Genomic DNA, 22,037 nt, shown 5'->3' on the forward strand with positions numbered 1-22,037 from the left:
GGTGGCGGACGAAGCCTTGTTCAGGTTGTTTTGAACGGTCAGGGAAGCGATGTTGGTATTAACGGTCAACGACATGATGAATTCCTCAGGGGTGGCGTTTGTTCACTTGGCTATCCGACCCTGGCTTGTTCAGGCGTGGCCGAGAGAACCTTCGAAATTGTTATCGTCCTGATCGTGGTTTGCTTTAGCCCAATTTTGAAAAAGGTTGTCCAAGCTGCAGACTCTCCCCAAAACAGGTACGCACATGACCGAGCCATCCATTGTTCAGGTTCCCTTGCTTATCGGCGGATTGGCCCGCCAGGCCAGTGATGGTCGCACCTTCGAGCGTAAGAACCCGGTATCCGGCGCGGTGGTGTCGGTAGCCGCCGCGGCCAGCCTGGCTGACGTCGACGCGGCCGTGGATGCGGCCTGGGCGGCCTTTCCCGCCTGGTCCGCCCTTGGCCCTGGCGAACGGCGCGGGCGCTTGTTGAAAGCCGCCACTGCATTGGAGGCCCGTCGCGACGAGTTCTTCGCCCTGGTCCGGGAAACCGGCGCCAAAGCGGATTGGTATGGCTTCAACGTAAGCCTGGCGGCCAATATCCTGCGCGAGGCTGCCTCCATGACTACCCAGGTCCAGGGCAGCGTCATCCCATCCGATGTGCCTGGCAACTTCGCCATGGCGCTTCGCCAGCCATGTGGCGTGGTGCTGGGTATCGCCCCCTGGAACGCGCCAGTGATCCTGGCCACCCGCGCCCTCGCCATGCCCCTGGCCTGTGGCAATACCGTGGTACTGAAGGCCTCCGAAGCCTGTCCCGCGGTGCACGGTTTGCTCGGCCAGGTGCTGCAGGAAGCGGGCTTAGGCGAGGGTGTGATCAACGTTATCCATAATGCCCCCGAAGATGCCCCGGCTGTGGTGGAGCGCCTGATCGCTCATCCGGCGGTACAGCGGGTAAATTTCACCGGGTCTACCCATGTCGGGCGCATCGTTGGCCAACTGGCGGCGCGTCACCTTAAACCCGCCGTGCTGGAGCTGGGTGGCAAGGCGCCGTTCCTCGTGCTCGAGGACGCCGACCTGGGTGCAGCGGTGGCCGCGGCGGCTTTTGGCGCTTACTTCAACCAGGGCCAGGTGTGTATGTCCACCGAGCGGCTGATCGTGGACGAGACAGTGGCCGACGCGTTCGTTGCCAGGTTGGCGGAAAAGGTAAAAACCTTGCGAGCCGCTGACCCGGACGACGCTCAGGCACCGTTGGGCTCGCTGATCGACGCCGCGTCAGGCGAACGCATCCAGGCCCTGGTGGACGATGCCCTCGCCAAGGGAGCCGTACTGCTGGCTGGCGGCGATCGCCACGGCAGCCTGATGCAGCCTGTGTTGCTCGACAGGGTCACCTCCCAGATGAAGCTTTACCGGGAAGAATCGTTCGGGCCGGTGGCGGTCGTGCTGCGCGCCCGTGGAGACGAAGCCTTGCTGGCGCTGGCCAACGATTCGGAGTTTGGCCTCAGTTCCGCCATCTTCAGCCGCGATACCGCTCGGGCCTTGGCCCTGGCTCAACGTCTCGAATCAGGGATCTGTCACATCAACGGGCCTACCGTGCACGATGAAGCGCAAATGCCTTTCGGTGGCGTCAAAGCCAGTGGTTATGGGAGTTTCGGCAGTAATACGGCCATTGATGCCTTCACCCAGGTGCGCTGGGTGACCATTCAACAGGGAGAACGGCATTACCCGATCTAGTGCAATCCCAGGCATCGCCCGGGCGGCTCTTGCCGACGTCCCGCTGATGGGGCGCCGGCAAGGCAAGTAGTGAGGTCGCCTGGTTCGGCCCGCTTTATGCGAGTGCCTGCTGGGCAACACCGATCAGCTCTACCTCCGCGTTCTGGACCGCGTCTTGCGCGAAGATAACCGTGTCCCGCAAGGCGATGGTGTCCCACTGGCCGGTCAGGGTCAGTTCGAAACGATGACCTTCGCTATCGACGGTAAAATCCTTCAGATAGGTGCGGTTCAGCGCCGGGTTGTAACTGACGCTCAAAGTATGGCCGGTGCCATCGCCATAGCCGGTGTAGCCCAATGCTGAAACGTCGATGCTGTCCTCCCTGCGATCGAAATTGACGATCACATCCGAGAAACTTTCAGTGGCGGTGCGGTAGCTGTCGGTCACCGAGGTATACAGGTAAATGTCTGCATCCGCGCCCCCGTCAAGCATGTCCCGACCGGCCCCGCTTCGGATGACGTCATTACCGGCGCCGCCGTCGATCCGGTCGTTGCCGCCCAGCCCCTGGAGCACCTCGGCCATGGCTGAGCCCTGGATCAGGTCGGCACCTTCCGAGCCACGCACCGTCACGGGGGCGAAAATGACATTGTCATGATTGAGCTGGCCCAGCCAGTTGCCGTCGATGGCCAGCTCGAAACGCTCACCGTCGGCATTGGTTTCGTAGCTCTTGAGGTAGGTGCGGGTGCCTTCGGCATTGACCTGCACCGCGAGGGTGCCGTTCAGCCCATCCCCCAGCCCCGTGAAGCCCAGGCCGATCAGGTCGATGCGGTCTTCACTGGCGTCGAAGTCCTGGATGCGGTCGCTGCTGTTGGTATCGACAGTGCGATAGCTGTCTTCCAGGTTGGTGAAGCGGAAGATGTCCGCGCCGCTGCCGCCATAGAGCACATCTCGGCCGCCCCCGCCCTCAAGCACGTCGTCACCGGCCAGGCCGCGAATGATCTGCGCCGCGTCGTTCCCGAGCAGACTGTCGTTACCCAGGTAGCCATCCAGGTGATGCTGGCCGTCCGGGCTGCCGAAGCTGGTATCCACGCTGCCATCGGGGTTATAGCGGACAACGGCGAAATTACCACCTTCGAAGGAGGCCGCGCCCGACACCAGTATCTTGCCGTCTTCCTGCACGGTAATGGCGGAGGCGACACTGGTGGCATTGGTCCCCTCCACCGCCACGAAGGCGACCTGGCCATTTTCGCCGAAGCTGCCGTCAAGGCTGCCATCGGCGTTCAGGCGCAGGATCACGCCGTCGTACCGGTTATCGAGGCCGACCATGATAATCTTGCCGTCAGGCTGGAAGGTAAAGTTCGTGTATTGATACAGATCCACCAAATGGTCCACCACCAGGGTGCCGTTATCACCGAAGGTGGTGTCGAACTGGCCCGTGGCGGTCAGCTTCACCAGGCGATAGGCGAAGTTGTCCGAAAACGACCAGTCGCCGCCGAACAACACGCTGCCGTCCGCTTGCATCGCGCTGATCGCATAGCCGCCTTCGAAACCGTTGGCATTGGCGAAGGTGAAGGTGCCCTGATCGCCATAGTCGGTGGCGACCGAGCCATCGGCATTGAGCTTGGTAATGGCCAGGGTATCCAACTGGGTACCCACGATTCGGGTCAGGTACAGGCTACCGTCATCGGCCAGGGTGACGGCGGGAGCGCCGTCATAGGAGCCGGAGCGAACGGTGACCTTGCCGGTGCCCCCTCCGAAGCTGGTATCCAGGCTGCCATCGATGTTGAAGCGCTGCACCACGCCTGAATCCGAGGTGGCGATGATCTTGCCATCAGGCTGCACGGCCAGGTAATAGGCACGGTCATCGTCCACCTCGCCGTCAATGATGATCGCGCCGCCCTGGCCAAAGCTGGTGTCCAGAGTACCGTCGGCATTGAGCCGAATCATCGAATAGTTTTCCAGGGCAGAGTAGTAGCCCAGCGGCGACCCTGGGTAGCTGTAGCTGATGTATTCCGAGTAGCCGGCGACCAGGATCTTGCCATCGGCCTGTACCGTGATCGCCTTGCTCTCATCGCCCATCCCGCTGAGGTCCACCGAGACCTGCCCGGGTGCGCTGCGAACGATGTGCGTAGTGGAGGTTGCCATGGGTCAATCCTTGAACGATAGGGAGCCTTTAGGACAGCACGGCGGCTGCGCTTCACCTGGCGAGCCGACCGATGGCACCCAGACCGCGCAAGCCCCAAAGCCGACGAGGCCTGTAAGGGGGCTGGCGAACGGGCCTCGCCGCTGTCTGCCGACTTGGCCGTCCTCACGCGGGCGCCAGCACACCTCGACGGGCCAGGTTGGCCATCAGCGCGCCTACGCCGAATCGCCAGGGCGGCGCCTGATCGCTGGTGGTTACGCGGTTGTGCAGCGCGCCGAGCAGAGGTGTGGCGATGCTGACCCGGTCCCCGACCTTGTGGGTGAACCCCTGGCCGGGCTGGTCCCGATCCTCGGTGGGGGCGAAAAGCGTGCCGAGGAAAAGGACGAAACCATCGGGATACTGATGGTTGGCGTTCAGGGCCTGGTGGACGAGATCCAGCGGGTCGCGGCTGATCTGGCCCATGGAACTGCGCCCTTCCAGGCGATAGCCGTCGTCGCCATCCACGCTGAGGGTCACTTCGCAGCGGCGCACGTCGTCAAGGCTAAAGTGCTCATCGAACAGGCGCACGAACGGGCCCAGCGCGCAGGAGGCGTTGTTGTCCTTGGCCTTGCTCAGCAGCAGGGCGCTGCGGCCCTCGAAATCCCGCAGGTTCACATCGTTGCCCAGGGTGGCGCCATGCACCCGGGCCTGACTGTCCACCACCAGCACCACTTCCGGCTCCGGGTTGTTCCAGCTCGAACCGGGATGAATGCCGATGGCCTGACCGCTGCCTACCGCCGCCAACACCGGGGCCTTGGTAAAGATCTCGGCGTCCGGCCCGATCCCTACTTCGAGGTATTGAGACCACATGCCCTGGTCGATCAGCATCCGCTTCAAGGCCATGGCCTGGGCAGAGCCGGGGCGCAGCGCGCGCAGGTTGTTTCCAATAACCTGGTGCACCAGGTGTCGGATGCGCTCGGCCTGCTGGGCATCGCCGGCGGCTTTCTCCTCGATCACCCGTTCTATCATGCTCGCGGCGAAGGTCACGCCGGCGGCCTTGATCACCTGCAGGTCGGCCGGGGCGAGTAGTCTTGGCTGGTTCAGGTCCGGGTTTTCGCCGCTATTGGCCAGCAGCGCGCCCAGGTCCGCCACCTCTGGTCCCTGGGCCTCCCTGGCCGCCTGCAGGGGCGAGGGGCTCTCCAACAGTTGACTCAAGGTCGGCCATTGGGCGGTGCAGTCGATCAGTTGGCCATCGCGCAACACGACCACCGCCGGGCCACCCGCTTCGCCTGGCAGCCACACTCGACCCACCAGGGTCGCCCGTTGCCAGTCGTGGGGAAGGGAGTTTTCAAGGGTCAATCGAACCTCAGGCATGAATACGTCCTGTTCGGTTAATGGGAATGTCGGGGCTGGCCGTTTTCGCTGATCACCCGCCAATACAAGGTGGCCGGTTCCAGGCAGCCGCCGGTGGACAGCTGGCCTACCAGCTGGCGATAGAGCTCTTGCCAGGGCGTCTGCGAGGCGGGCGGAGCGGGCAGCGGCTCTTGCCGACGGGCCTGTAGCTCGGCTTCGTCGACCAGCAGGTCTACCCGGCGTGCGTTCAGGTCCACGCGCAGCCGGTCCTCGGTGCGCAAGAGAGACAGGCCTCCGCCCACCGCTGCTTCCGGGCTCATGTTAAGGATCGACGGGCTGGCCGAGGTACCACTCTGGCGGCCGTCGCCCAGGCAGGGCAGCGAGTCGATGCCGGCCTTGATCAACGCCGAGGGAGGCGCCATGTTCACCACTTCCGCGCTGCCGGGGTAACCCACGGTGCCGCAGCCGCGAATCACCAGGATGCAACGCTCGTCGATGTCCAAGGCCGGGTCGTTGATGCGCGCCTGATAGTCTTCCGGCCCTTCGAACACAATGGCGCGGGCCTCGAAGCAGTTAGGCTGCTGCGGGTCGCTGAGGTAGGTATTGCGGAAGGCTTCGCCCACCACCGACATCTTCATGATCGCGCTGTCGAAGAAGTTGCCGCTGAGCACGATGAACCCTGCCCGGTGCTTGAGCGGGGTCTCGTAATCGCGAATCACTTCGCGGTCACTGGTCACGGTGCCAGCGACGATCTCGCCGATGCTCCTGCCGCTGACCGAGCGGCATTCACGGTGCAATCGGCCGACCTTGTCCAGTTCGTGCATCACCGCCGGCACGCCGCCGGCGCGGTGGAAGCTTTCGCCCAGGTATTCACCGGCCGGCATGCAGTTGACCAGCAAAGGCACTTCTTCGCCGATGCGTTGCCAGTCTTCCAGCGAGAGGTCGATGCCGCTGTGACGGGCGATGGCGATCAGGTGCGGCGGACAGTTGCTCGACGCCCCCAGGGCCGAGGCCACGGCGATGGCGTTCTCGAACGCGGCCTGGGTCATGATCTGGGAAGGGCGCACGTCCTCGCGCACCAGGTCGACGATGCGCAGCCCGGTGGCATAGGCCATCTGTCCCCGCTCCCGGTAAGGGGCCGGGATGCTGGCGCAGCCTGGCAAGGACATGCCCAAGGCTTCGGCCAGCGCGTTCATCGACAACGCGGTGCCCATGGTATTGCAGTGGCCCACCGACGGGGAGGAAGCGGTGGTCAGGGTCATGAACCCCTCGTAGTCGATCTCCCCGGCGCTGAGCAGATTGCGGGCATGCCACAGGACGGTACCGGAACCCACCCGTTGGCCTTTGTGCCAGCCGTCGAGCATCGGGCCGCCTGAGAGCACGATGGCGGGCAGGTCTGTGGTCGCCGCAGCCATCAGGCAGGCCGGCGTGGTCTTGTCGCAACCTGTGGTGAGCACCACGCCGTCGAGGGGGTAACCATGCAGTACTTCCACCAGGCCCAGGTACGCCAGGTTACGGTCCAGCGCGGCGGTTGGCCGGCGCGACTGCTCGGCGATCGGGTGCACCGGGAATTCCATGGGAATGCCGCCGGCGTCGCGAATGCCATCCTTGACCCGCTTGGCCAGTTCAAGGTGATGCCGATTGCAGGGGGTCAGGTCACTGCCGGTTTGGGCGATGCCGACGATGGGTCGCCCTGATTGCAATTCCGCCCGGGTCAGGCCCTGGTTCATATAGCGCTCTACGTAGAGCGCGAGGAGATCGGCATGGCTCGGGTCGTCGAACCATTGCTGGCTGCGCAAGCGGCGCGGCGCGGTGTCGGTCATGGAGTGACTCCGGAAAGAGAAGGGGGGAGATGGTTGAGCCGGCGTAGCTGGCGGATCAGCCCGGCATGGTCGAGGTCACCGTCGCCGGCCTCGACCATGTCGGCGAAGAGGGCATCCACCCGCTCCGCCACGGGTAGCGCCAGGCCGAGCTCGCGTGCCTGGGCCAGGGCGGTACGGGTGTCCTTGAGCTGCCATTTGGCCGGGCCGCCAGGGGTGAAGTCCTGGCGTAGCATGCGTTCGCCATGCTGGCGCCAGATCGGCGAATCGACGAAGCCGCCCATGAGCGCCTCGTGGACCTTGGCCAGGTCGGCGCCGCCGCGCTCGGCCAGCAGCAGGCCTTCGGCCACCGTGGCGATGGTGCTGGCCACGATCAGCTGGTTCACCAGCTTGGCCAGCTCACCCGTGCCGGGCGGCCCCACGTGAACCGGACGGCCCATGACCGATAGCAATGGCTGGCCAGCGGCGAAGGCCTCGGCCTCGCCGCCGACCATAATGGCCAGGCTGGCCTGGCGAGCGCCGCGCTCGCCACCGGACACCGGGGCGTCCAGGTAGCGCAGCCCCAGGCTGGCGCAGCGCTGGGCCTGCGCGGTGGCCGTGGCTACCGGGATAGAGCTCATGACGATCAGCAGGGCACCTGGGGCCAGGGCGTGCGCCGCGCCCTGTTCACCGAAAAGGATGGCGTCGCAGGTGGGGCCATCGCTGAGCATGCACACCAGAATCTGAGCGCCCTCGGCGGCCTCCGCCGGACCTGAGCACAGGCAAGCCCCCGCAGCGCCCAGGCTTGCGGCCTTGCCCGCGGAGCGGTTCCACACCCGCAGGGGATAACCGGCCTTGAGCAGGTGACCGGCCATGGGCAGGCCCATGATGCCGGTGCCAATGAAGGCTACTTGGCTGTCGCTGACGCTCATGCCTTGCCTCCGATACCTGGAGTGGCAACCGCCTCGGGGCCGGCGATGACGGCCTGGTTGCGCGGCATCAACAGCATGATCACCCCGCCCATGGCCACCAGGCCGGCAATCACCAGGAAGCCAGGCGTATAGCTGCCGGTAGCGTTATAGAGGAAACCGGTGAGGTAGGGCCCGCTGAAGCCGCTGAGGTTGCCGATGGAGTTGATCAGGCCGATGCCCGCGGCAGCGCCTACCCCGGTCAGCACTTGCCCTGGCACTGCCCAGAACACGTTGATCGCGCTGTATACACCCACCGCCAGCAGCACGAAGCCGATAACGATGATCCACGGCTGGTTGATCAGCAGGGCCAGGGCGATGGAGGCTGCCGCCAGCAGGGCTGCGCCGCCGGCATGCCAGTGACGCTCCTGCAAGCGGTCCGAGCGACGGCTCCAGACGATCATGGCCACGGCGGCTACGGCATAAGGGATGGCAGTGATCAGGCCATTCTGCATCAGGCCGATTTCCAGGCCAAAGGATGCGCGGAAGGAAGCCAGTACCGTGGGCAGGAAGAAGTTCATGGCATTGGAGCCGGAGGTGATGCCGAAATACACCAAGGCGAGCATCCACACCTGACGGTTGCCCAGGGCACGGCGGATCATCTGGCCCTTGCTCGGTGCAACACCCACCACCAGTGGCTTGGCGCGTTCTTCCTGCTCCAGGGTGTCCATCAGCCACTTGCGCTGTTCAGCGGTGAGCCAGTGCGCATCGGCTGGACGGTCGGTGAGGTAGAAATAGCAAACCACGCCCAGGATCACCGCCGGTACGGCCTCGGCGATATACATCAGGCGCCAGCCCACCAGGCCCAGGCTGTCCCCCAGCTGCATGAGACCAACGGACAGGGGCGCTCCGACGATCTGCGCGATAGGCACGCCCAGGTAGAAGGTAGCGATCATGCGCGCGCGGTAGCGACTGGGGAACCACAGGGACAGCAGGTAGATCACCCCCGGAAAGAACCCTGCCTCGGCGATCCCCAGCAGTACCCGCAGGGTGATGAAGTGCCCGGCCGTCTGCAAAAAGCCCATGGCGCCAGCGATGATGCCCCAGGTCACCATGATCCTGGCCAGCCACACGCGGGCGCCGAAGCGGTGCAGCAACACGTTGCTCGGCACCTCGAAGAGGAAATAGCCGAGGAAGAAGATCCCAGCGCCCAGGCCGTAGATGGTCTGACTGATGCCGATGTCCTCATTCATGTGAAGGGCCGCGAAGCCGACGTTGTTGCGGTCAAGAAAGGCGACCACGAACAGCAAGATAAGAAAGGGCACCAGGCGGCGGGTGACGCGCCTGATGGTTTGGGTTTCGAGCTCGGATACGGCGGGGTGGGGGGTGTTCATGATGCACGGCCTCGGCTTGTTATTGTTGTGAGGACAGCTGCGGTTCCATACCGGGCAAGGGGTACGGAACCCTGAATGCCGCCGTTTTCAAGGCGAAACGGCGGTATCTTCGATATGGGCGCGCACGATGGCGTCGAAATCCGGGTCAGCGGTGAACCCCAGCGCGCGCGCCCGCGGTGTTTGTACCTGGCTGGGCCAGCTTTCGACGATGCGCTGGATGGTTGCGTCTGGCTCCCAGTGAATGAGCCTGGTCACCTCGGCGCCGGCCACCCGCTCCAGGGCAGCGATCATCTCGGCGACAGTGGTGGTGATGCCGGGCAGTGGAATGACCCGCTGCTCGCCCAGGGTCTGCGGGGCCAGGGTCGCGCCGTGTAGCATGGCTTCCAACACCCGCCGGGGCGAGGTCAGGTACACCTGGGTGTCCGGCCGTACCGGGCATACCGCCGGTTCGCCTGCCAGCGGCTCGCGGATGATCGAGCTGAAGAAGGTGGACGCCGCCTTGTTCGGCTTGCCGGGGCGCACCGCCACGGTAGGCAGGCGCAACACGCGACCGTCGATGAAGCCCTTGCGCGCATAGTCCGCGACCAGCAGCTCACCCACGGCTTTCTGCATGCCGTAGGAGGATTGCGGCGTCAGCGCGGTGTCGTCGTTGACCACGGGCGGCAGGGCGCCCCCGAATACCGCGAAGCCGCTGGCATAGATGAAGCGAGGTCGGTTGCCCTGTTGTCGGACGATTTCGAGCAGGTTCAGCAGGCCGTGCAGGTTCACCTGCATGCCCAGGTCGAAGTCGGCTTCCGCGGCGGAGCTGACCACGGCGGCAAGGTGCCAGATGATGTCGACACCATCCGCCACCCGAGCAACCACCTTGGGATCGGCGATATCACCGGTCACCACCTCGACCCGGGCATCCTTTGGCACGGCCTCGCCCTCGAATGCGTCGAACAATACGATGCGTTCGATGGCCTGAGGCGCCTGACCTTCGAAGGCGAGCGAATGCAGGTCGAGCAGGCGCTGGGCCAGCTGCTTGCCGATGAAGCCGGTGCCACCGGTAATGAGTATGCGCATGGAAATTTCCTTTTTTCGGGTGCGGGTTCAGTCGGCGTCGACGGTGCGTTGGCGTTGTTCGCCCAGCCCGGCGATACCCAGGCGCATTTCCTGGCCGGCCCGCAGGAACGCCGGTTCAGGCTTGACACCCAGGCCGACACCGGGTGGCGTGCCGGTGAAAATGATGTCGCCCGGTTGCAACGACATGCAGCGGCTCAGGTAGGCGATCAGCGCGGGGATCCGGAAGACCAGAACCAAACGCCGCCTTACCCTAGAATGGCTTGCCGATAAGCGCCAATGAGATATGCTCAGGGGCCAATAACCGGAGGTTATCGAATGGCTGATCTGGGTTTCGCTCAGTTGAGCAACTGGCTGCGGTTCCGGCACCTGGTGTTGATCGACACTTTGGCGCGTACTCAGAACATGCATGCCACCGCGACCGAGATGAACATCAGCCAGCCGGCGGTGAGCAAGATGCTGCGTGAGATCGAGCACCAGTTGGGCTTCGATCTGTTTCGGCGGCTTCCACGCAGCATGACCCCGACCGACCTGGGTAGCCAGGTAGCGCGCTACGCGCAGATCGCCCTCAATGACGCCCGGCACTTCGTGGGGCAGGTCAACCACCTGCGTCAGGGTGGTCATGGGTTGTTGAAGATCGGGAGCATTTTCGCGCCTACATCGGTGGCACTACCAGCGGCCATAGTGGTGGTGAAAAACCGTTGGCCGCTACTGACCATGGAGGTGCTGGAAGGTACCAGCGCAAGCCTGCTGGCCATGCTCGAGCACAAAGAGCTGGATCTGGTGATCGCCCGCTTTACCCTGGATCGTCACCGTCAGTTGTTCGATTTCCAACCCCTGGCACCGGAGCCGTTGTGCCTGGTGACTGGCAGCCAGCATCCGCTGGCGGGGGCTCATGACCTCCCTCTGGCCGAGCTGGCCAACTGGCCGTGGATCGTCTTTCCCACCGGTACGCCCATGCGCGCGCGCCTGGAGCGGGCCTTCGCCGAGGCTGGCATGCGCACGCCTGAAAACACGGTGGAAACCGTCTCCCTGCAGACCACCCTGCAACTGCTGCAGACCGCACCCATGGTAGCGATGCTGGCCGAAGCCATGGTGGCGCCGGACGTCCAGGCGGGGCGGCTGACCCGGCTGGCACTACCGTTTCCACTGGTACTGGCCGACTACGGCATCATCACCCGCCGTCAGGAAACACCCGGCTGGGCCGCCCAGGCGTTCATCCAGGCCTTGCGCAGCGACGTACAGGCTCGCAACCACGATGGCAGACAGGCCGATAACGGCTAGTTATCGCTTGATCCAAAGCTGTCATTGGGCGCGGCCTCATGGCGCGGCTAGAGTCAGCAGGGTTTAGGCCCTAACGCTCACAGAGGCGCGCATGAAAACAATAAAAGCCTACAAGACAATGACCACCGGGTTCCTCTTCATGATTGGCGTGGTCAACTACCTGGACCGCAGCGCGCTGTCCATCGCCAATACCTCCGTGCAGAAGGACCTGGGCATCACCCCAGTGGAAATGGGCTTGATGCTGTCTGCCTTTTCCATCGCCTATGCCTTCGCCCAACTACCCATGGGCGCCCTCATCGATCGCCTGGGCAGCAAGCTGGCCCTTGGCGGTTCGCTGATCCTCTGGTCCCTGGCCCAGGCTGCCTTTGGCCTGTTCAGCGGCTTCCAGCAGCTGGTCGGGCTTCGTGTGTTGCTGGGTATCGGCGAGGCGCCGGTGTTTCCCTCGGCGGCCAAGGCCCTGTCGGAATGGTTCGATACCCGGGAACGCGGTACCGCCACCGGCTGGGTATGGTCGTCCACCTGCCTGGGGCCGTGCCTGGCGCCGCCCTTGCTGACGCTATTCATGGTGCACCTGGGCTGGCGCGGGATGTTTATCCTCACTGGTGTCATAGGCCTGGTCTTGGCCGCCTGCTGGTTCGCCTTCTACAAGAGCAAGGCCCAGTACATGGCCCAGACCGGCCGCGCCGAGCCCGCTCCTCGTCAGCGCGCCGTCACCGGGCCGCGGATGTCGTGGACGGCGCTGTTCAAGGAGCGCAATACCTGGGGTGCCTTTCTGGGTTTCATGGGCGTGATCTACATGATCTGGCTCAACCTGACCTGGCTGCCGGGCTATTTCGAACGCGAGCATGGCCTGGACCTGTACCGTACCGCCTGGGTAGTCTCCCTGGCCTACCTGTTCGGTGCCCTGGGTACCATAGTGGCGGGCAAGGCCTGCGACCGGCTCGTGGCGCGGGGCATGAAGGTGTTGGCCAGCCGTAAGCTCATGGTGATTCTCGGCCTGATCGGCGGCGCGCTTTTCACTCTGATCGTGGCCTTCACCACCAATGTGGTGGCCTGCGTGGTGCTGTTGTGCCTCACGATGTTCTTCATCAGCATTTCCAGCGCCACCGCCTGGATGATCGTCAATACCCTGGTGCCTTCGGAGCGGGTCGCGTCGTTCGGCTCGATCCAGAACTTCGGCGGCTACCTGGCCGGGTCCATCGCCCCTATCCTCACCGGCTTCAGCGTGCAACAAAGCGGCTCGTTCTCATCGGCCTTCGTGATCAGCGCCGGCGTGGCGGCCTGCTCGGCCTTTGCCTATTTCGCCTTGCTGAAGGAACCGGCCGCCAGGGCGCCGACCACGGCTACCACGGGGGTGCCTTCCGGCGCCTAGGCTGGCGTGACCAAGGGAAAGCGCAGCGAAACCGCCGTGATTCCTGCCTCGCTCTCCAGGCTGGCGCGGCCGTCGTGCAGATGCATGATCGATTGCACGATGGCCAGGCCCAGCCCGCCGGAATCGCTGGGGTCGGCACGAGGTTCGTCTACCCGGTAAAAGCGCTCGAACAGCCGTGGCACTACGTCCGCGGGCAGGGTCCTGCCATGATTGCGCACGGTCAGGGTCACGGCATCGGCGCCGCGCTGGCCTTGGATAGTGATGGTGCTGCCTTCGCTGGCGTGGCGCACCGCATTGGCAAGCACGTTCGCCAGGGCCCGCTGGACCAGCGCAGGGTCGGCCCAGAGCGGCCCATCCAGGCTGTGGGTCAGGTTCAGATTGCGGTCCTGCGCCAAAGCCTCGAAGTAATCGCACAGCTCATCTCCCAGGCGCGCCAGGTCGATGCGTTCGCGTTGCAGGAGGCACTGGCCATGGTCGGCGCGGGCAAGGAATAGCAGGTTCGCGACCATCCGGTTGAGGCGTTCGAATTCCTCGATATTCGACGCCAAGAGCTCCCGGTATTCTTCCGCGCCACGTGGCTGGCTGAGCATCTGGCCGGTACTGGTGAGCAGGGTATGCAAGGGCGTGCGCATTTCATGGGCCAGGTCGGCCGAGAAGCCTGTCAGCCGGGCAAAGCTGTCGTCCAGGCGTTCGAGCATGCTGTTGAGCGCCTGAACCGGTTCATGCAGTTCCCGCGGTACTGGCCCCAGGCTCAGACGTTGCCCCAGGGTGCGAGGGCCGATCTGCGCTACTCGCATGGCAATGTCCCGCACTGGCTTGAGCGCGCGATGGAGCAGCACCAGGCCGAGCAGGAACGCACTGAGCGCGCCGGCGGCCACGGTGGCATACAGCCGCAGCCGGTAGCTGGCCAGCATGGCGTCGCGCTCAGCCAGACGCTTGCCCACCGTAACCTGCAGAGCTTCGCCGTTGCGGCCTCGGGCCTGGCCGGCGAGCAACAGCAGCCCTGGCTTGCCCTCGGGTCGCCAGGCCCTTACCTGACCTCGTGTGGGCATTTCGCCCATGGGGCTCGCCGGCAAGGTATCGACCGCCGGCAGCTGGTCGGCGTGAGGGTTGATGGCGATAAGGTCATCGGCTGCGCCTCGACCCACGAGCAGGAGGCTGTCCTGGTTGCCCAGCATGTTCTGGTACAGCGTCGGGCGCTGTTGCAGCGCACCCAGGCTGTCGGCGTCCTGGAGGAGGGCGCGGACCTGCTCCAGGCGGCCCATGAGGGCCAGGTCGTCCCGGTAAGCCAGCTCGGCTTCCAGGCTACCGTAGAGGTAGACGCCCGCGGCGCTTAGCACCCCGGCGGCCACCACCGCGAAGGCCAGGGCCGCCCGCCAGGCGATAGAGGTGCGTCGTCCTGGCTTAGTCGGTGGCATCTGCACGCGTCTCGTCGTCTCCGCTGTCCAGTTGGTAGCCAACGCCGCGGATGGTGTGGATGAGCTTGGGCCAGTAGGGGTCGTCCAGTTTGGCGCGAAGCCGCCGTACGGCCACGTCGACCATGTTGGTATCGCTGTCGAAATTGAAATTCCACACGTGGGACGCGATGAGCGTCCGGGAAAGCACCTCGCCGCGCCGGCTGATGAGCAGGTGCAGCAGGGCAAATTCCTTGTTGGTGAGCGTCAGCCGCTGACCGTTGCGGGTAACGCGGCGGCGCAGCACATCCACCTCCAGGTCCGCTACGCGGTAATGGTCCAGTTCCCGGGGTGGGCCCCGCCGGAGCAGGGTACGTACCCGGGCCAGCAGCTCGATGAAAGCGAAGGGCTTGACCAGATAGTCGTCAGCGCCGCGCTCCAGGCCCTTGACCCGGTCTTCCACTGAATCCCGAGCGGTGAGAAACAGTACCGGCGTGTCGGCCCGCTGGCGTACCAGCTTGAGCAACTGCCAGCCGTCCAGCCCGGGCACCATGACATCCAGGATGATCAGATCGTAGCGCTCATGTTCGATCAGGTCCTGCGCCTCGAAGCCCTCCAGGGCCACGTCCACCCCGTAGCCCGCTTCGCTCAGGCCCTTGGCCAGGAAGCCCGCGGTCTTGGCTTCGTCTTCCACCAGCAGTACACGCATCCACCACCTCATTAGCAGGCTGACAGGCTAAGCGCATTGGCCGGTATTGCCCATTACAAACTTGTAATCCGCGTGAGCGGTGTTCGACCGGGGCGCTTGGTTAGGGTAGAGCGCATCTTCGAAACATCCCTGCAAGGACTCTCCATGATCGGTAAAACCCTTTGCGCAGCCCTCACCACCTTGCTGGCGCTTCAGGCCCAGGCCGCGTTGCCCCAGCACCCGGAGCTTGACCTGGCCACCGCCCGCCAGTTGCTGGACGCAGCCTCCTGTAACGCTGCCATGGCGGCCCTCGACCGGGGCGGCAATCCGCTGTTGCTGCAACGCGCGGCCCTGACCGGGCCCCATAACCTGGAAGCGGCGCGGCTCAAGGCCTATACCGCGCTCTCCACCAAGACGCCGACGCGCCTGTTGGCCGAGCGTGCCGGGCAAAACCCCGAAACGGCCAATCTGGTGACCGTGCCTGGGCTGTTGCTCTTGGGAGGTGGAGTGCCGCTCTACCAAGGTAGCGAGCTGGTCGGCGCGCTGGGCGTGGCTGGTGCTGGCGGCCCCCGGCAGGACGAACAGTGCGCGGCCGAGGCGGCCGCCAAGCTGGGCCTTGGCCTGCACCCCTGAGCCTTCCTATACCCTTAACCTCGATTCAAGGAGTTTTCCATGACCCTGACCAAACTGTTCTGCGCCCTGGGCCTCGCCTCACTGGCGTGCCTTGCCCAGGCCGCGCCCAATCCATTGAGCGTGCATGTACTCAATCTGCAAACCGGCACGCCGTCCCAAGGGGTGCAGGTGACCCTGGAACGACATGCCGGAACGGCCTGGCAACCCCTTGCCGAGGGCACCACCAATGAGCAAGGGCGCATCGCCGAGCTCTATCCCGCCGACAAAGCTATCGAGCCAGGGGAATACCGGGTAGTGTTCAAGACGGGCGCGTACTACCGGAATCTGCACCAGGACAGTTTCTTCCCGGAAATTCCGGTGATTTTCCAGGTCCGCCAGACGGACCAGCATTACCACATCCCCCTGCTGTTGAGCCCATTCGGGTTCAGCACCTACCGCGGATCCTAGGTGCTGATGGATGCGCCCCCAGCGCTCTGTGCGTTGCCGAAGGCATGTCCGGGGCAGGCTTACAAGGGGGCGCATGGCTGGCTCAAGCGACCTGCAGCGAGGCGCCCAGCAACTGTAGCGACTCGACGTCGGCAGAGTTGGCCAGGATCAGATTGTCTTCGCTGAAGCTATCGGCCAGGTCGCCGACCAGCCGCACCTGGAAGCGCAAGCCCTGGGCATCGCTGTCCAGACTGCTGAGGTAGGTTCGGTTCAGGTCCGCGTCGTAGCTCAGGCGCAGCGTGCCATCGTGCCCATCGCCCAGGCCGCTGAAGCCGAGGCGGGAAACGTCCAGCACATCCCGCGCGGTGGAGAAGTCGGTGATGGTATCCACTGATAGCTGGGTGTCGGTACGCGCGCTGTCCGCCAGGCTGACGAAGCGGAACTGGTCAGCGCCCGAACCCCCGGCGAGGCGATCCGCGCCTAGTCCGCCAATCAAAAGATCGCTGCCTACGTTGCCCTCGAGGCGGTCGGCGCCAGCCGCCCCCTCAAGCACGTCGTTCCCTAAGCCCCCGTGGAGCGCATCGCTGCGCGACGTGCCGGCAAGCTTGAGGTCGCGACTGGGGGCGCTGCTGGTCACTTCGCTGCTCGGGGATCGGGCGAAGACCAGGTTGGCCTCGCCAATGGAAGCCACCTGGGCGCCGGTGATTGCGAGTTCGAAGTGGTAACCTGCGGCGTCTTCGTCCAGCGATTTGAGGATCGCGCGGTTACCGGCCGCGTTGAGGCTCAGCTTGAGTGTGCCGTTGTGGCCGTCGCCCAACCCGGTAAAGCCGAGGGCTGAAACGTCGATCAGGTCGCCGTCGCTGCCGTCGAAGTCCGTCAAGGTATCGCGGGCCGGGTCGTCACTGACACCGGCGTTACGCAAGCTGTCGCTCAGTTGCCGGTAAACGAAGGTATCGGCGCCAGTGCCGCCGTGCAGTTCATCTCCACCGGCGCCGCCCCAGAGCAGGTCGTCTGCCCCCGCCCCGTCGAGCCGGTCCCGGCCGGCCAGCCCTTGCAGGGTCTCGGCGGTCCCGCTGCCTTGAAGGCTATCAGCGCTGCCGCTGCCTTCCACCAAGGCTTGCAGGTGAGCGTCGGTAAGACCTCGGTAGTCGCCTGACAGCGCCAGCTCGAAGCGGTTGCCGCTGGCGTCGGCGTCCAGGTGCTTCAAGTAAGTGATATCTCGGCTGGCGTCGTACACAAGGCGCAGGGTGTCGCCATGCCCGTTACCCAAGCGGCTGTAGCCGAGGACGGTGAAGTCCAAACGGTCATGCGCAAGTTCGAAATCCAGGACGCGGTCGGCATGGCCGCTGCTGCCGGTGCGATAGCTGTCGGTCAGTGCATCGAAGCGGAACAGATCACGGCCGCTACCACCACTGAGGCGGTCCGCGCCGGCGCCTCCCATCAGCATATCGTCGTTGCCGGCCCCTGATAGCTGATCGGCGCCCGCGTCGCCGTGCAGGATGTCGCGGGCCAAGCTTCCCTCGACAAGGTCCTTGCCCAAAGTACCTTGAAGGCGGACGAACTCGGTATTGTTACGTGCTTCCCCAGAGAGCGGCTGCAGAATGACATTGGCCCCGTCTGAGCTGGCGATGTTGTCGTATACCAGGGTCGCCCCGGACGCATGCCCAGGTTGCACGATGGCACCGTTATAGGCCTGTTCGCTCACCACAAGGTTGTTTCGCACAATGACCGCGCCCGAGAGGCCAGGAGCGACGTTTTCCAAGTAGACCTCGGCCAATGGGCCTTCCAGCGAGTTGCCATGCACGCTGTTGTACTCCAGCACACCGTTGGCGCTCACGTCTACATGGACGCCAAAGTTGACGTTGCCGTAGATGTCCAGGCCGCTCACGTTGAAAGTGTCGGTACGTTCGATGTGAACCCCGTCCTGACTGTTCTCGTGAACGCTACCGCCACGGATGCGGACCCCGCCCTGGTCGGTGGAAGCGCCTTCGGTCACCCGCATTCCCGCGATGGCGTTCCGGAAGGCGTCACTGTCGAGCAACTGCACCGAACCCGCCAGGTTGAACCCCGAGCCCTGGTTCCAGGAAGCGACCGTATCCTGGATCACACTGCTGCCGGAGTTGTCCGATATCACGCCATCGCGCCCATTCTGGTAGGCAATGCAGTCCAGCAGGGTGACCGTGTTGTCCGGGCTGCGCAGGTCGAACCCATACCCGCGCCCGCGGAACGCCTCCACCGCTTCGAGGCGGACCTGATCGCTGTCAGCGCTGACCCAGCAATCCACCGAACCGGTCACCTGATCGCCCAGGCCATCGAGGGTCAGATGGCGAGCGCCGATATTGTCCCCGTTGCCACGCACGATGCCCGCCACATCGCCTTCGGTATCGGCCAGCTGGATCACCGTCTCACCGATGCCCGCGCCTACCAGTGTCACGTTGGCGCCCAGCAACAGGCAGCCGCCCTGGGCGTCAGCGCTGGGGCTGACGCGGTACGTACCCCCTGGTAGCACGACCTCGCCCCCGCCGACCGCTACGGCCGCGTCCATGGCGGCCTGAATGGCCTGGGTGTCGTCATTGACGCCGTCACCATGGGCGCCGAAATCTCTTACGTTCAATTGCATAGCCATGGCTATCTCCATTGCCGCGAAGCGCTCGCAGTGAATGGATAAGACAGGTTGAACGATCCGGGCAGGACTTCAGGCTAGCAGAGCCTCGGCCGCTTAAAAGGTCGTTTTCCTGGACAAGGGCCGCGTCGTGTATTTGCGTGAACTAAGGTAGCGGTACGGTGATCATTCTCATGGCGCATCCTGCGTAAGTCCTGGCGCCTTCGCCGTCGTGAAAGCCCGGGCATGCCTATGACAAGGAGCCACCGTGACCGTTACCGCCTCTAGTGTCTACCGCTGCCGCCCAGGCCCGCTGCATGCGATCCTGTTGGGCGGCGGCGTCGCGCTGTTTCTGGGTGCATTGCTCAGTGATATCGCCTACTACCAAACCTATGAAATCCAATGGAGCAACTTCGCTTCCTGGCTGATCGCCGGGGCCTTGCTGTTCAGCGGCCTGGCAGGGCTGTTCGCCCTGGCCAACCTTGCACGCGCCCGACACAAGGCGGGCCGCCCACTGGCGTATGTGCTCCTATTGCTGGCGGCCTGGGTACTTGGGCTGGTCAATGCCTTCCAGCACGCCAAGGATGCCTGGGCAGTCATGCCCGCGGGGCTGGCGTTGTCGGTGGTGGTCACCCTGCTGGCCCTGGTGGCGGCCTGGACTGGCCTGACCGGCCTGCGCTCGGAGGTCGAAGCATGAAAACCCTCTTTACACTGTCGGCCTTGAGTCTGGCTTTGCTCCTTAGTGCGTGCGGTGGGGAAGGCGATAGCGCCCAGGCCATCGGCCCGGATCCCAAGCTGCCTGAGCCCCAACGAGGTTTATTGCCCAGCATGAAGATCGCCGAGCCCGAGCAATGGGGCGACCGGACCCCCAAGGTACCGGACGGCTACAAGATCACGGCGATTGCCACTGACCTGAAGATTCCACGACAAACACTGGTGCTGCCCAACGGCGACATTCTGGTGGCCGAGGGCCGAGGGGGCAGCGCGCCCAAGCTCAAGCCCAAGGATGTGATCGCTGGCTACATCAAGGCCAAGGGCAATACCCAGGTCAAGGGCGGCAACCGCTTGACGCTGTTGCGTGATGCCGACGGCGACGGCACCTATGAAGTCAAGGAAGTGTTCGCCGAAGGGCTCAATGCGCCCTACGGCCTGGCCTACGTCAACGGCAAGCTCTATGTGGCCAATCAGGACGCAGTGGTGCGTTTCGACTACGTAGACGGCCAGACCAAGGCCAGCGGCGCGCCTGTGAAGGTGACCGACCTGCCCGCCGAGATCAACCATCACTGGACCAAGGCGCTGGCGGCCAGTCCCGACGGTCGCTTCCTCTATGTCGGTATCGGTTCCAACAGCAACGTCACCGAGCGTGGCATGGAAGTAGAGGTCGAGCGTGCCCGTGTCTGGCAGATCGACGCCGCGACCGGCGCTCATCGCCCCTATGCCACTGGCCTGCGCAACCCCACGGCGCTGGCGATCCAGCCTGGTACCGGGCAATTGTGGGCGGTGGTCAACGAGCGGGATGAACTCGGGCCGGACCTGGTGCCTGATTACCTGACCTTGGTGAAGGAGGGTGCTTTCTATGGCTGGCCCTATAGCTACTGGGGCCAGAACGTGGACCCCCGCGCCCAGCCTCAGGACCCTGCCATGGTCGCCGCGGCCATCAAGCCGGACTATGGCCTGGGTTCCCATGTGGCGGCCCTGGGGGTGACCTTCTCCAGCGCAGTGATGGGGCAGCAGTTCGCCGACGGCGTGTTCGTGGGCGAGCACGGCAGCTGGAACCGAGACAATCCGGTGGGTTACAAGGTGGTCTTCGTGCCGTTCGCCAATGGCAAGCCCGCCGGCGAAGCGGTGGACTTCGCCACGGGCTTCCGCGGCGAGGATGGCAAGACCCGCGGCCGTCCGGTGGGGGTGACCCTCGACCCGAAAGGCGCCCTGATCATCGCCGATGACCTGGCCAACACCGTGTGGCGGGTGACTCGGATGTAACTCGACCAGCCGGTGGGAGGCAGCGGCAGCTGCCGAATGGCTCTGAGCTCTGGGGTGCAGCTCAGGGCATGTTCGCCAGCTTCGCTGGCTCCCACTGAATACGGCACCGCGAATTCCGAAGGGGTCAATCCTTCTTCAGCATGCCGGCCAGTGCCGCGAAGGGATTGTGGGTCGCCTTGGCCACGGAAGGGCTGCTCAGGGAACCTTCGGTGAAATATTGCTGGTCGGTGTAGCGTGCGTGTTCGTTGTCGTGGCAATACAGGCACAGCAACTCCCAGTTGGAGCCGTCCTGGGGGTTGTTGTCGTGGTTATGGTCACGATGGTGGACCGTCAGCTCGCTCAGACGCTTGCCTGAAAACTCCCGGGCACAGCGGCCGCACACGTGGGGGTACATTTTCAGCGCCTTGTCGCGGTAGCCGCGCTCGCGCTCACGCTGGGTCTCGGCAAGGATGCGGTCGAGTTTGGAAGTATCGGTAGCCATGGAAGCACTCGGCGGGGCGTGGAAAGCTCAGAGTCTAGCGCCCTGGCCAATGGCGCGCCATGCCGGGCTGGCTAACGGCCTTTTGCTTTCTTCTTCTCCATGCCCTTCAGGCGCTCCCGGGCGCGCTGCACAACCGCCGCCCGTTCCGGCCGCTTGAGCTTCTTCCAGGACTTGATTTCCTCCTTGGAGCGGCCACAGGCGCGGCAAACGCTGTCGATGATCTTGCATTCGGAGATACAGGGGTTCTCGATCTCTTTGGCCAAGGGGCCTCCAGGGTTGGGTTGGTCAGGCTGGCTGCTAGAGTTTAAGGCTAAAGCGCGGGAGGTCCATCATGATCAGCTATACCGGCGGCTGCCTCTGCGGGCAGCTGCGCTTCGTCGCCCAAGGGCAGCCTTATCGGGTTGGCCTGTGCCACTGCCTCGATTGTCGCAAGCATCATGGCGCGCTTTTCTACGCCTGCGCCGTGTTCCCGGCCCAGGCGGTGACGGTGGAAGGGCGCAGCGTCGCTTACCAAGGGCGATACTTCTGCCCCGACTGCGGCTCCTCGGTCTTCGCCAAGAGCAGCGAAGATGAGCTTGAAATCACCCTCGGGGCCCTGGATGAACCCAGTCAATTCACCCCGACCTATGAATGCTGGACGGTGCGGCGGGAAGCCTGGCTACCGGCGTTTCCGCTGGCCAGGCAGTACCCGCGCAACCGCGATGAGCGACAGCGCTACGAGACATGAGACCGGTGGTCACTCGATGGATGGCAGAAGCCGGGCCGTCACTGTCAATGGCGCGATCGTCCGAAGTGATGATGCCCTGATTGGTCACTGTCACCCCCGCGCCGGTGGTGGCGCCTGAAAGGTC

General features: G+C 64.4%; 20 protein-coding genes and 1 pseudogene. 9 read left to right on the forward strand and 12 right to left on the reverse strand.

All coding sequences use genetic code 11. The features are described 5' to 3' along the window. Positions 1 to 309, forward strand: a 309-nt coding sequence (locus ACP691_RS05755; protein WP_426154336.1) for a hypothetical protein, incomplete at its 5' end; no start/stop codon positions are given. Continuing rightward, entirely contained in the window at positions 260 to 1,708 is a 1,449-nt protein-coding gene (locus ACP691_RS05760) for an aldehyde dehydrogenase (RefSeq protein ID WP_426154338.1), read from the forward strand. The genes ACP691_RS05755 and ACP691_RS05760, both read left to right, overlap by 50 nt. 94 nt (positions 1,709 to 1,802) lie before the next feature. Here the strand turns inward: ACP691_RS05760 and ACP691_RS05765 are convergent, their stop codons facing one another. From ACP691_RS05765 to ACP691_RS05795, 7 genes and pseudogenes are all read right to left on the reverse strand, one after another. Then, positions 1,803 to 3,830: a calcium-binding protein gene (locus ACP691_RS05765; protein ID WP_426154334.1), complete on the reverse strand. Its 2,028-nt coding sequence runs from the start codon at positions 3,828 to 3,830 to the stop codon at positions 1,803 to 1,805. A gap of 163 nt (positions 3,831 to 3,993) precedes the next feature. Then, entirely contained in the window at positions 3,994 to 5,181 is a 1,188-nt protein-coding gene (locus tag ACP691_RS05770) for a fumarylacetoacetate hydrolase family protein (RefSeq protein WP_426198521.1), read from the reverse strand. Between the two features lie 17 nt (positions 5,182 to 5,198). After that, the gene (locus ACP691_RS05775) at positions 5,199 to 6,983 is read right to left on the reverse strand and encodes an IlvD/Edd family dehydratase (RefSeq protein WP_426198522.1); all 1,785 of its coding nucleotides are present in this window, start codon (positions 6,981 to 6,983) and stop codon (positions 5,199 to 5,201) included. Further along, positions 6,980 to 7,891, reverse strand: a complete 912-nt coding sequence (locus tag ACP691_RS05780; protein ID WP_426198523.1) for an NAD(P)-dependent oxidoreductase — start codon at positions 7,889 to 7,891, stop codon at positions 6,980 to 6,982. Before ACP691_RS05780 ends, ACP691_RS05775 begins: the two co-directional genes overlap by 4 nt. Next, entirely contained in the window at positions 7,888 to 9,261 is a 1,374-nt protein-coding gene (locus ACP691_RS05785; protein ID WP_426198525.1) for an MFS transporter, read from the reverse strand. The genes ACP691_RS05780 and ACP691_RS05785 overlap by 4 nt, the downstream gene beginning before the upstream one ends. 87 nt (positions 9,262 to 9,348) lie before the next feature. Further along, positions 9,349 to 10,326 carry a D-erythronate dehydrogenase gene (gene denD, locus ACP691_RS05790; RefSeq protein WP_426198526.1) on the reverse strand — a complete coding sequence of 326 codons (978 nt, stop codon included), beginning with the start codon at positions 10,324 to 10,326 and terminating at the stop codon, positions 9,349 to 9,351. 27 nt (positions 10,327 to 10,353) lie between these two features. Next, positions 10,354 to 10,557 (reverse strand): annotated as a pseudogene (locus tag ACP691_RS05795) (fumarylacetoacetate hydrolase family protein); the annotation flags it as partial. Between the two features lie 84 nt (positions 10,558 to 10,641). Between ACP691_RS05795 and ACP691_RS05800 the strand changes: the two are divergent. After that, on the forward strand, positions 10,642 to 11,607 hold the full coding sequence (locus ACP691_RS05800) for a LysR family transcriptional regulator (protein ID WP_426198528.1): 966 nt from the start codon (positions 10,642 to 10,644) through the stop codon (positions 11,605 to 11,607). A 91-nt stretch (positions 11,608 to 11,698) separates the two neighbouring features. Continuing rightward, positions 11,699 to 12,979 carry an MFS transporter gene (locus tag ACP691_RS05805; protein WP_426198531.1) on the forward strand — a complete coding sequence of 427 codons (1,281 nt, stop codon included), beginning with the start codon at positions 11,699 to 11,701 and terminating at the stop codon, positions 12,977 to 12,979. On the opposite strand, the gene ACP691_RS05810 is transcribed toward ACP691_RS05805, so the two are convergent. Beyond that, a complete protein-coding gene (locus ACP691_RS05810) occupies positions 12,976 to 14,397 on the reverse strand; it encodes a heavy metal sensor histidine kinase (RefSeq protein WP_426198533.1) in 1,422 nt (473 codons plus the stop codon). The genes ACP691_RS05805 and ACP691_RS05810 overlap by 4 nt on opposite strands. Then, positions 14,384 to 15,082 (reverse strand): heavy metal response regulator transcription factor, encoded by a 699-nt coding sequence (locus ACP691_RS05815; RefSeq protein ID WP_426198535.1) that lies wholly within the window; start codon positions 15,080 to 15,082, stop codon positions 14,384 to 14,386. Before ACP691_RS05815 ends, ACP691_RS05810 begins: the two co-directional genes overlap by 14 nt. A 144-nt stretch (positions 15,083 to 15,226) precedes the next feature. Here ACP691_RS05815 and ACP691_RS05820 point away from each other — a divergent pair, with 144 nt between their 5' ends. Further along, positions 15,227 to 15,694 (forward strand): GlcG/HbpS family heme-binding protein, encoded by a 468-nt coding sequence (locus ACP691_RS05820; RefSeq protein WP_426198537.1) that lies wholly within the window; start codon positions 15,227 to 15,229, stop codon positions 15,692 to 15,694. Between the two features lie 39 nt (positions 15,695 to 15,733). Then, positions 15,734 to 16,141, forward strand: a complete 408-nt coding sequence (uraH, locus tag ACP691_RS05825; protein ID WP_426198539.1) for a hydroxyisourate hydrolase — start codon at positions 15,734 to 15,736, stop codon at positions 16,139 to 16,141. Between the two features lie 82 nt (positions 16,142 to 16,223). Here uraH and ACP691_RS05830 read toward each other — a convergent pair whose 3' ends face one another. After that, the gene (locus ACP691_RS05830; protein ID WP_426198541.1) at positions 16,224 to 18,746 is read right to left on the reverse strand and encodes a M10 family metallopeptidase C-terminal domain-containing protein; all 2,523 of its coding nucleotides are present in this window, start codon (positions 18,744 to 18,746) and stop codon (positions 16,224 to 16,226) included. Positions 18,747 to 18,990: 244 nt separating this feature from the next. Here ACP691_RS05830 and ACP691_RS05835 point away from each other — a divergent pair, with 244 nt between their 5' ends. Beyond that, positions 18,991 to 19,419, forward strand: coding sequence for a DUF2231 domain-containing protein (locus ACP691_RS05835; protein ID WP_426198543.1), 429 nt, complete (start codon positions 18,991 to 18,993; stop codon positions 19,417 to 19,419). Continuing rightward, complete coding sequence (locus tag ACP691_RS05840; RefSeq protein WP_426198545.1) at positions 19,416 to 20,705, forward strand: PQQ-dependent sugar dehydrogenase; 1,290 nt, start codon at positions 19,416 to 19,418, stop codon at positions 20,703 to 20,705. The genes ACP691_RS05835 and ACP691_RS05840 overlap by 4 nt, the downstream gene beginning before the upstream one ends. A gap of 124 nt (positions 20,706 to 20,829) precedes the next feature. On the opposite strand, the gene ACP691_RS05845 is transcribed toward ACP691_RS05840, so the two are convergent. Together ACP691_RS05845 and ACP691_RS05850 are read right to left on the reverse strand one after the other, a co-directional pair. Then, entirely contained in the window at positions 20,830 to 21,186 is a 357-nt protein-coding gene (locus tag ACP691_RS05845) for a YajD family HNH nuclease (RefSeq protein ID WP_040262579.1), read from the reverse strand. A gap of 71 nt (positions 21,187 to 21,257) precedes the next feature. Further along, the gene (locus ACP691_RS05850; protein WP_426198547.1) at positions 21,258 to 21,449 is read right to left on the reverse strand and encodes a DUF1289 domain-containing protein; all 192 of its coding nucleotides are present in this window, start codon (positions 21,447 to 21,449) and stop codon (positions 21,258 to 21,260) included. Between the two features lie 68 nt (positions 21,450 to 21,517). Between ACP691_RS05850 and ACP691_RS05855 the strand changes: the two genes are divergently transcribed. Further along, positions 21,518 to 21,913 (forward strand): GFA family protein, encoded by a 396-nt coding sequence (locus ACP691_RS05855; RefSeq protein ID WP_426198548.1) that lies wholly within the window; start codon positions 21,518 to 21,520, stop codon positions 21,911 to 21,913. Positions 21,914 to 22,037: the final 124 nt, after the last annotated feature.

The organism is Pseudomonas sp. DC3200b2 (assembly GCF_049895785.1).
In the GTDB taxonomy this organism is placed as follows: Bacteria; Pseudomonadota; Gammaproteobacteria; order Pseudomonadales; family Pseudomonadaceae; genus Aquipseudomonas; species Aquipseudomonas massiliensis.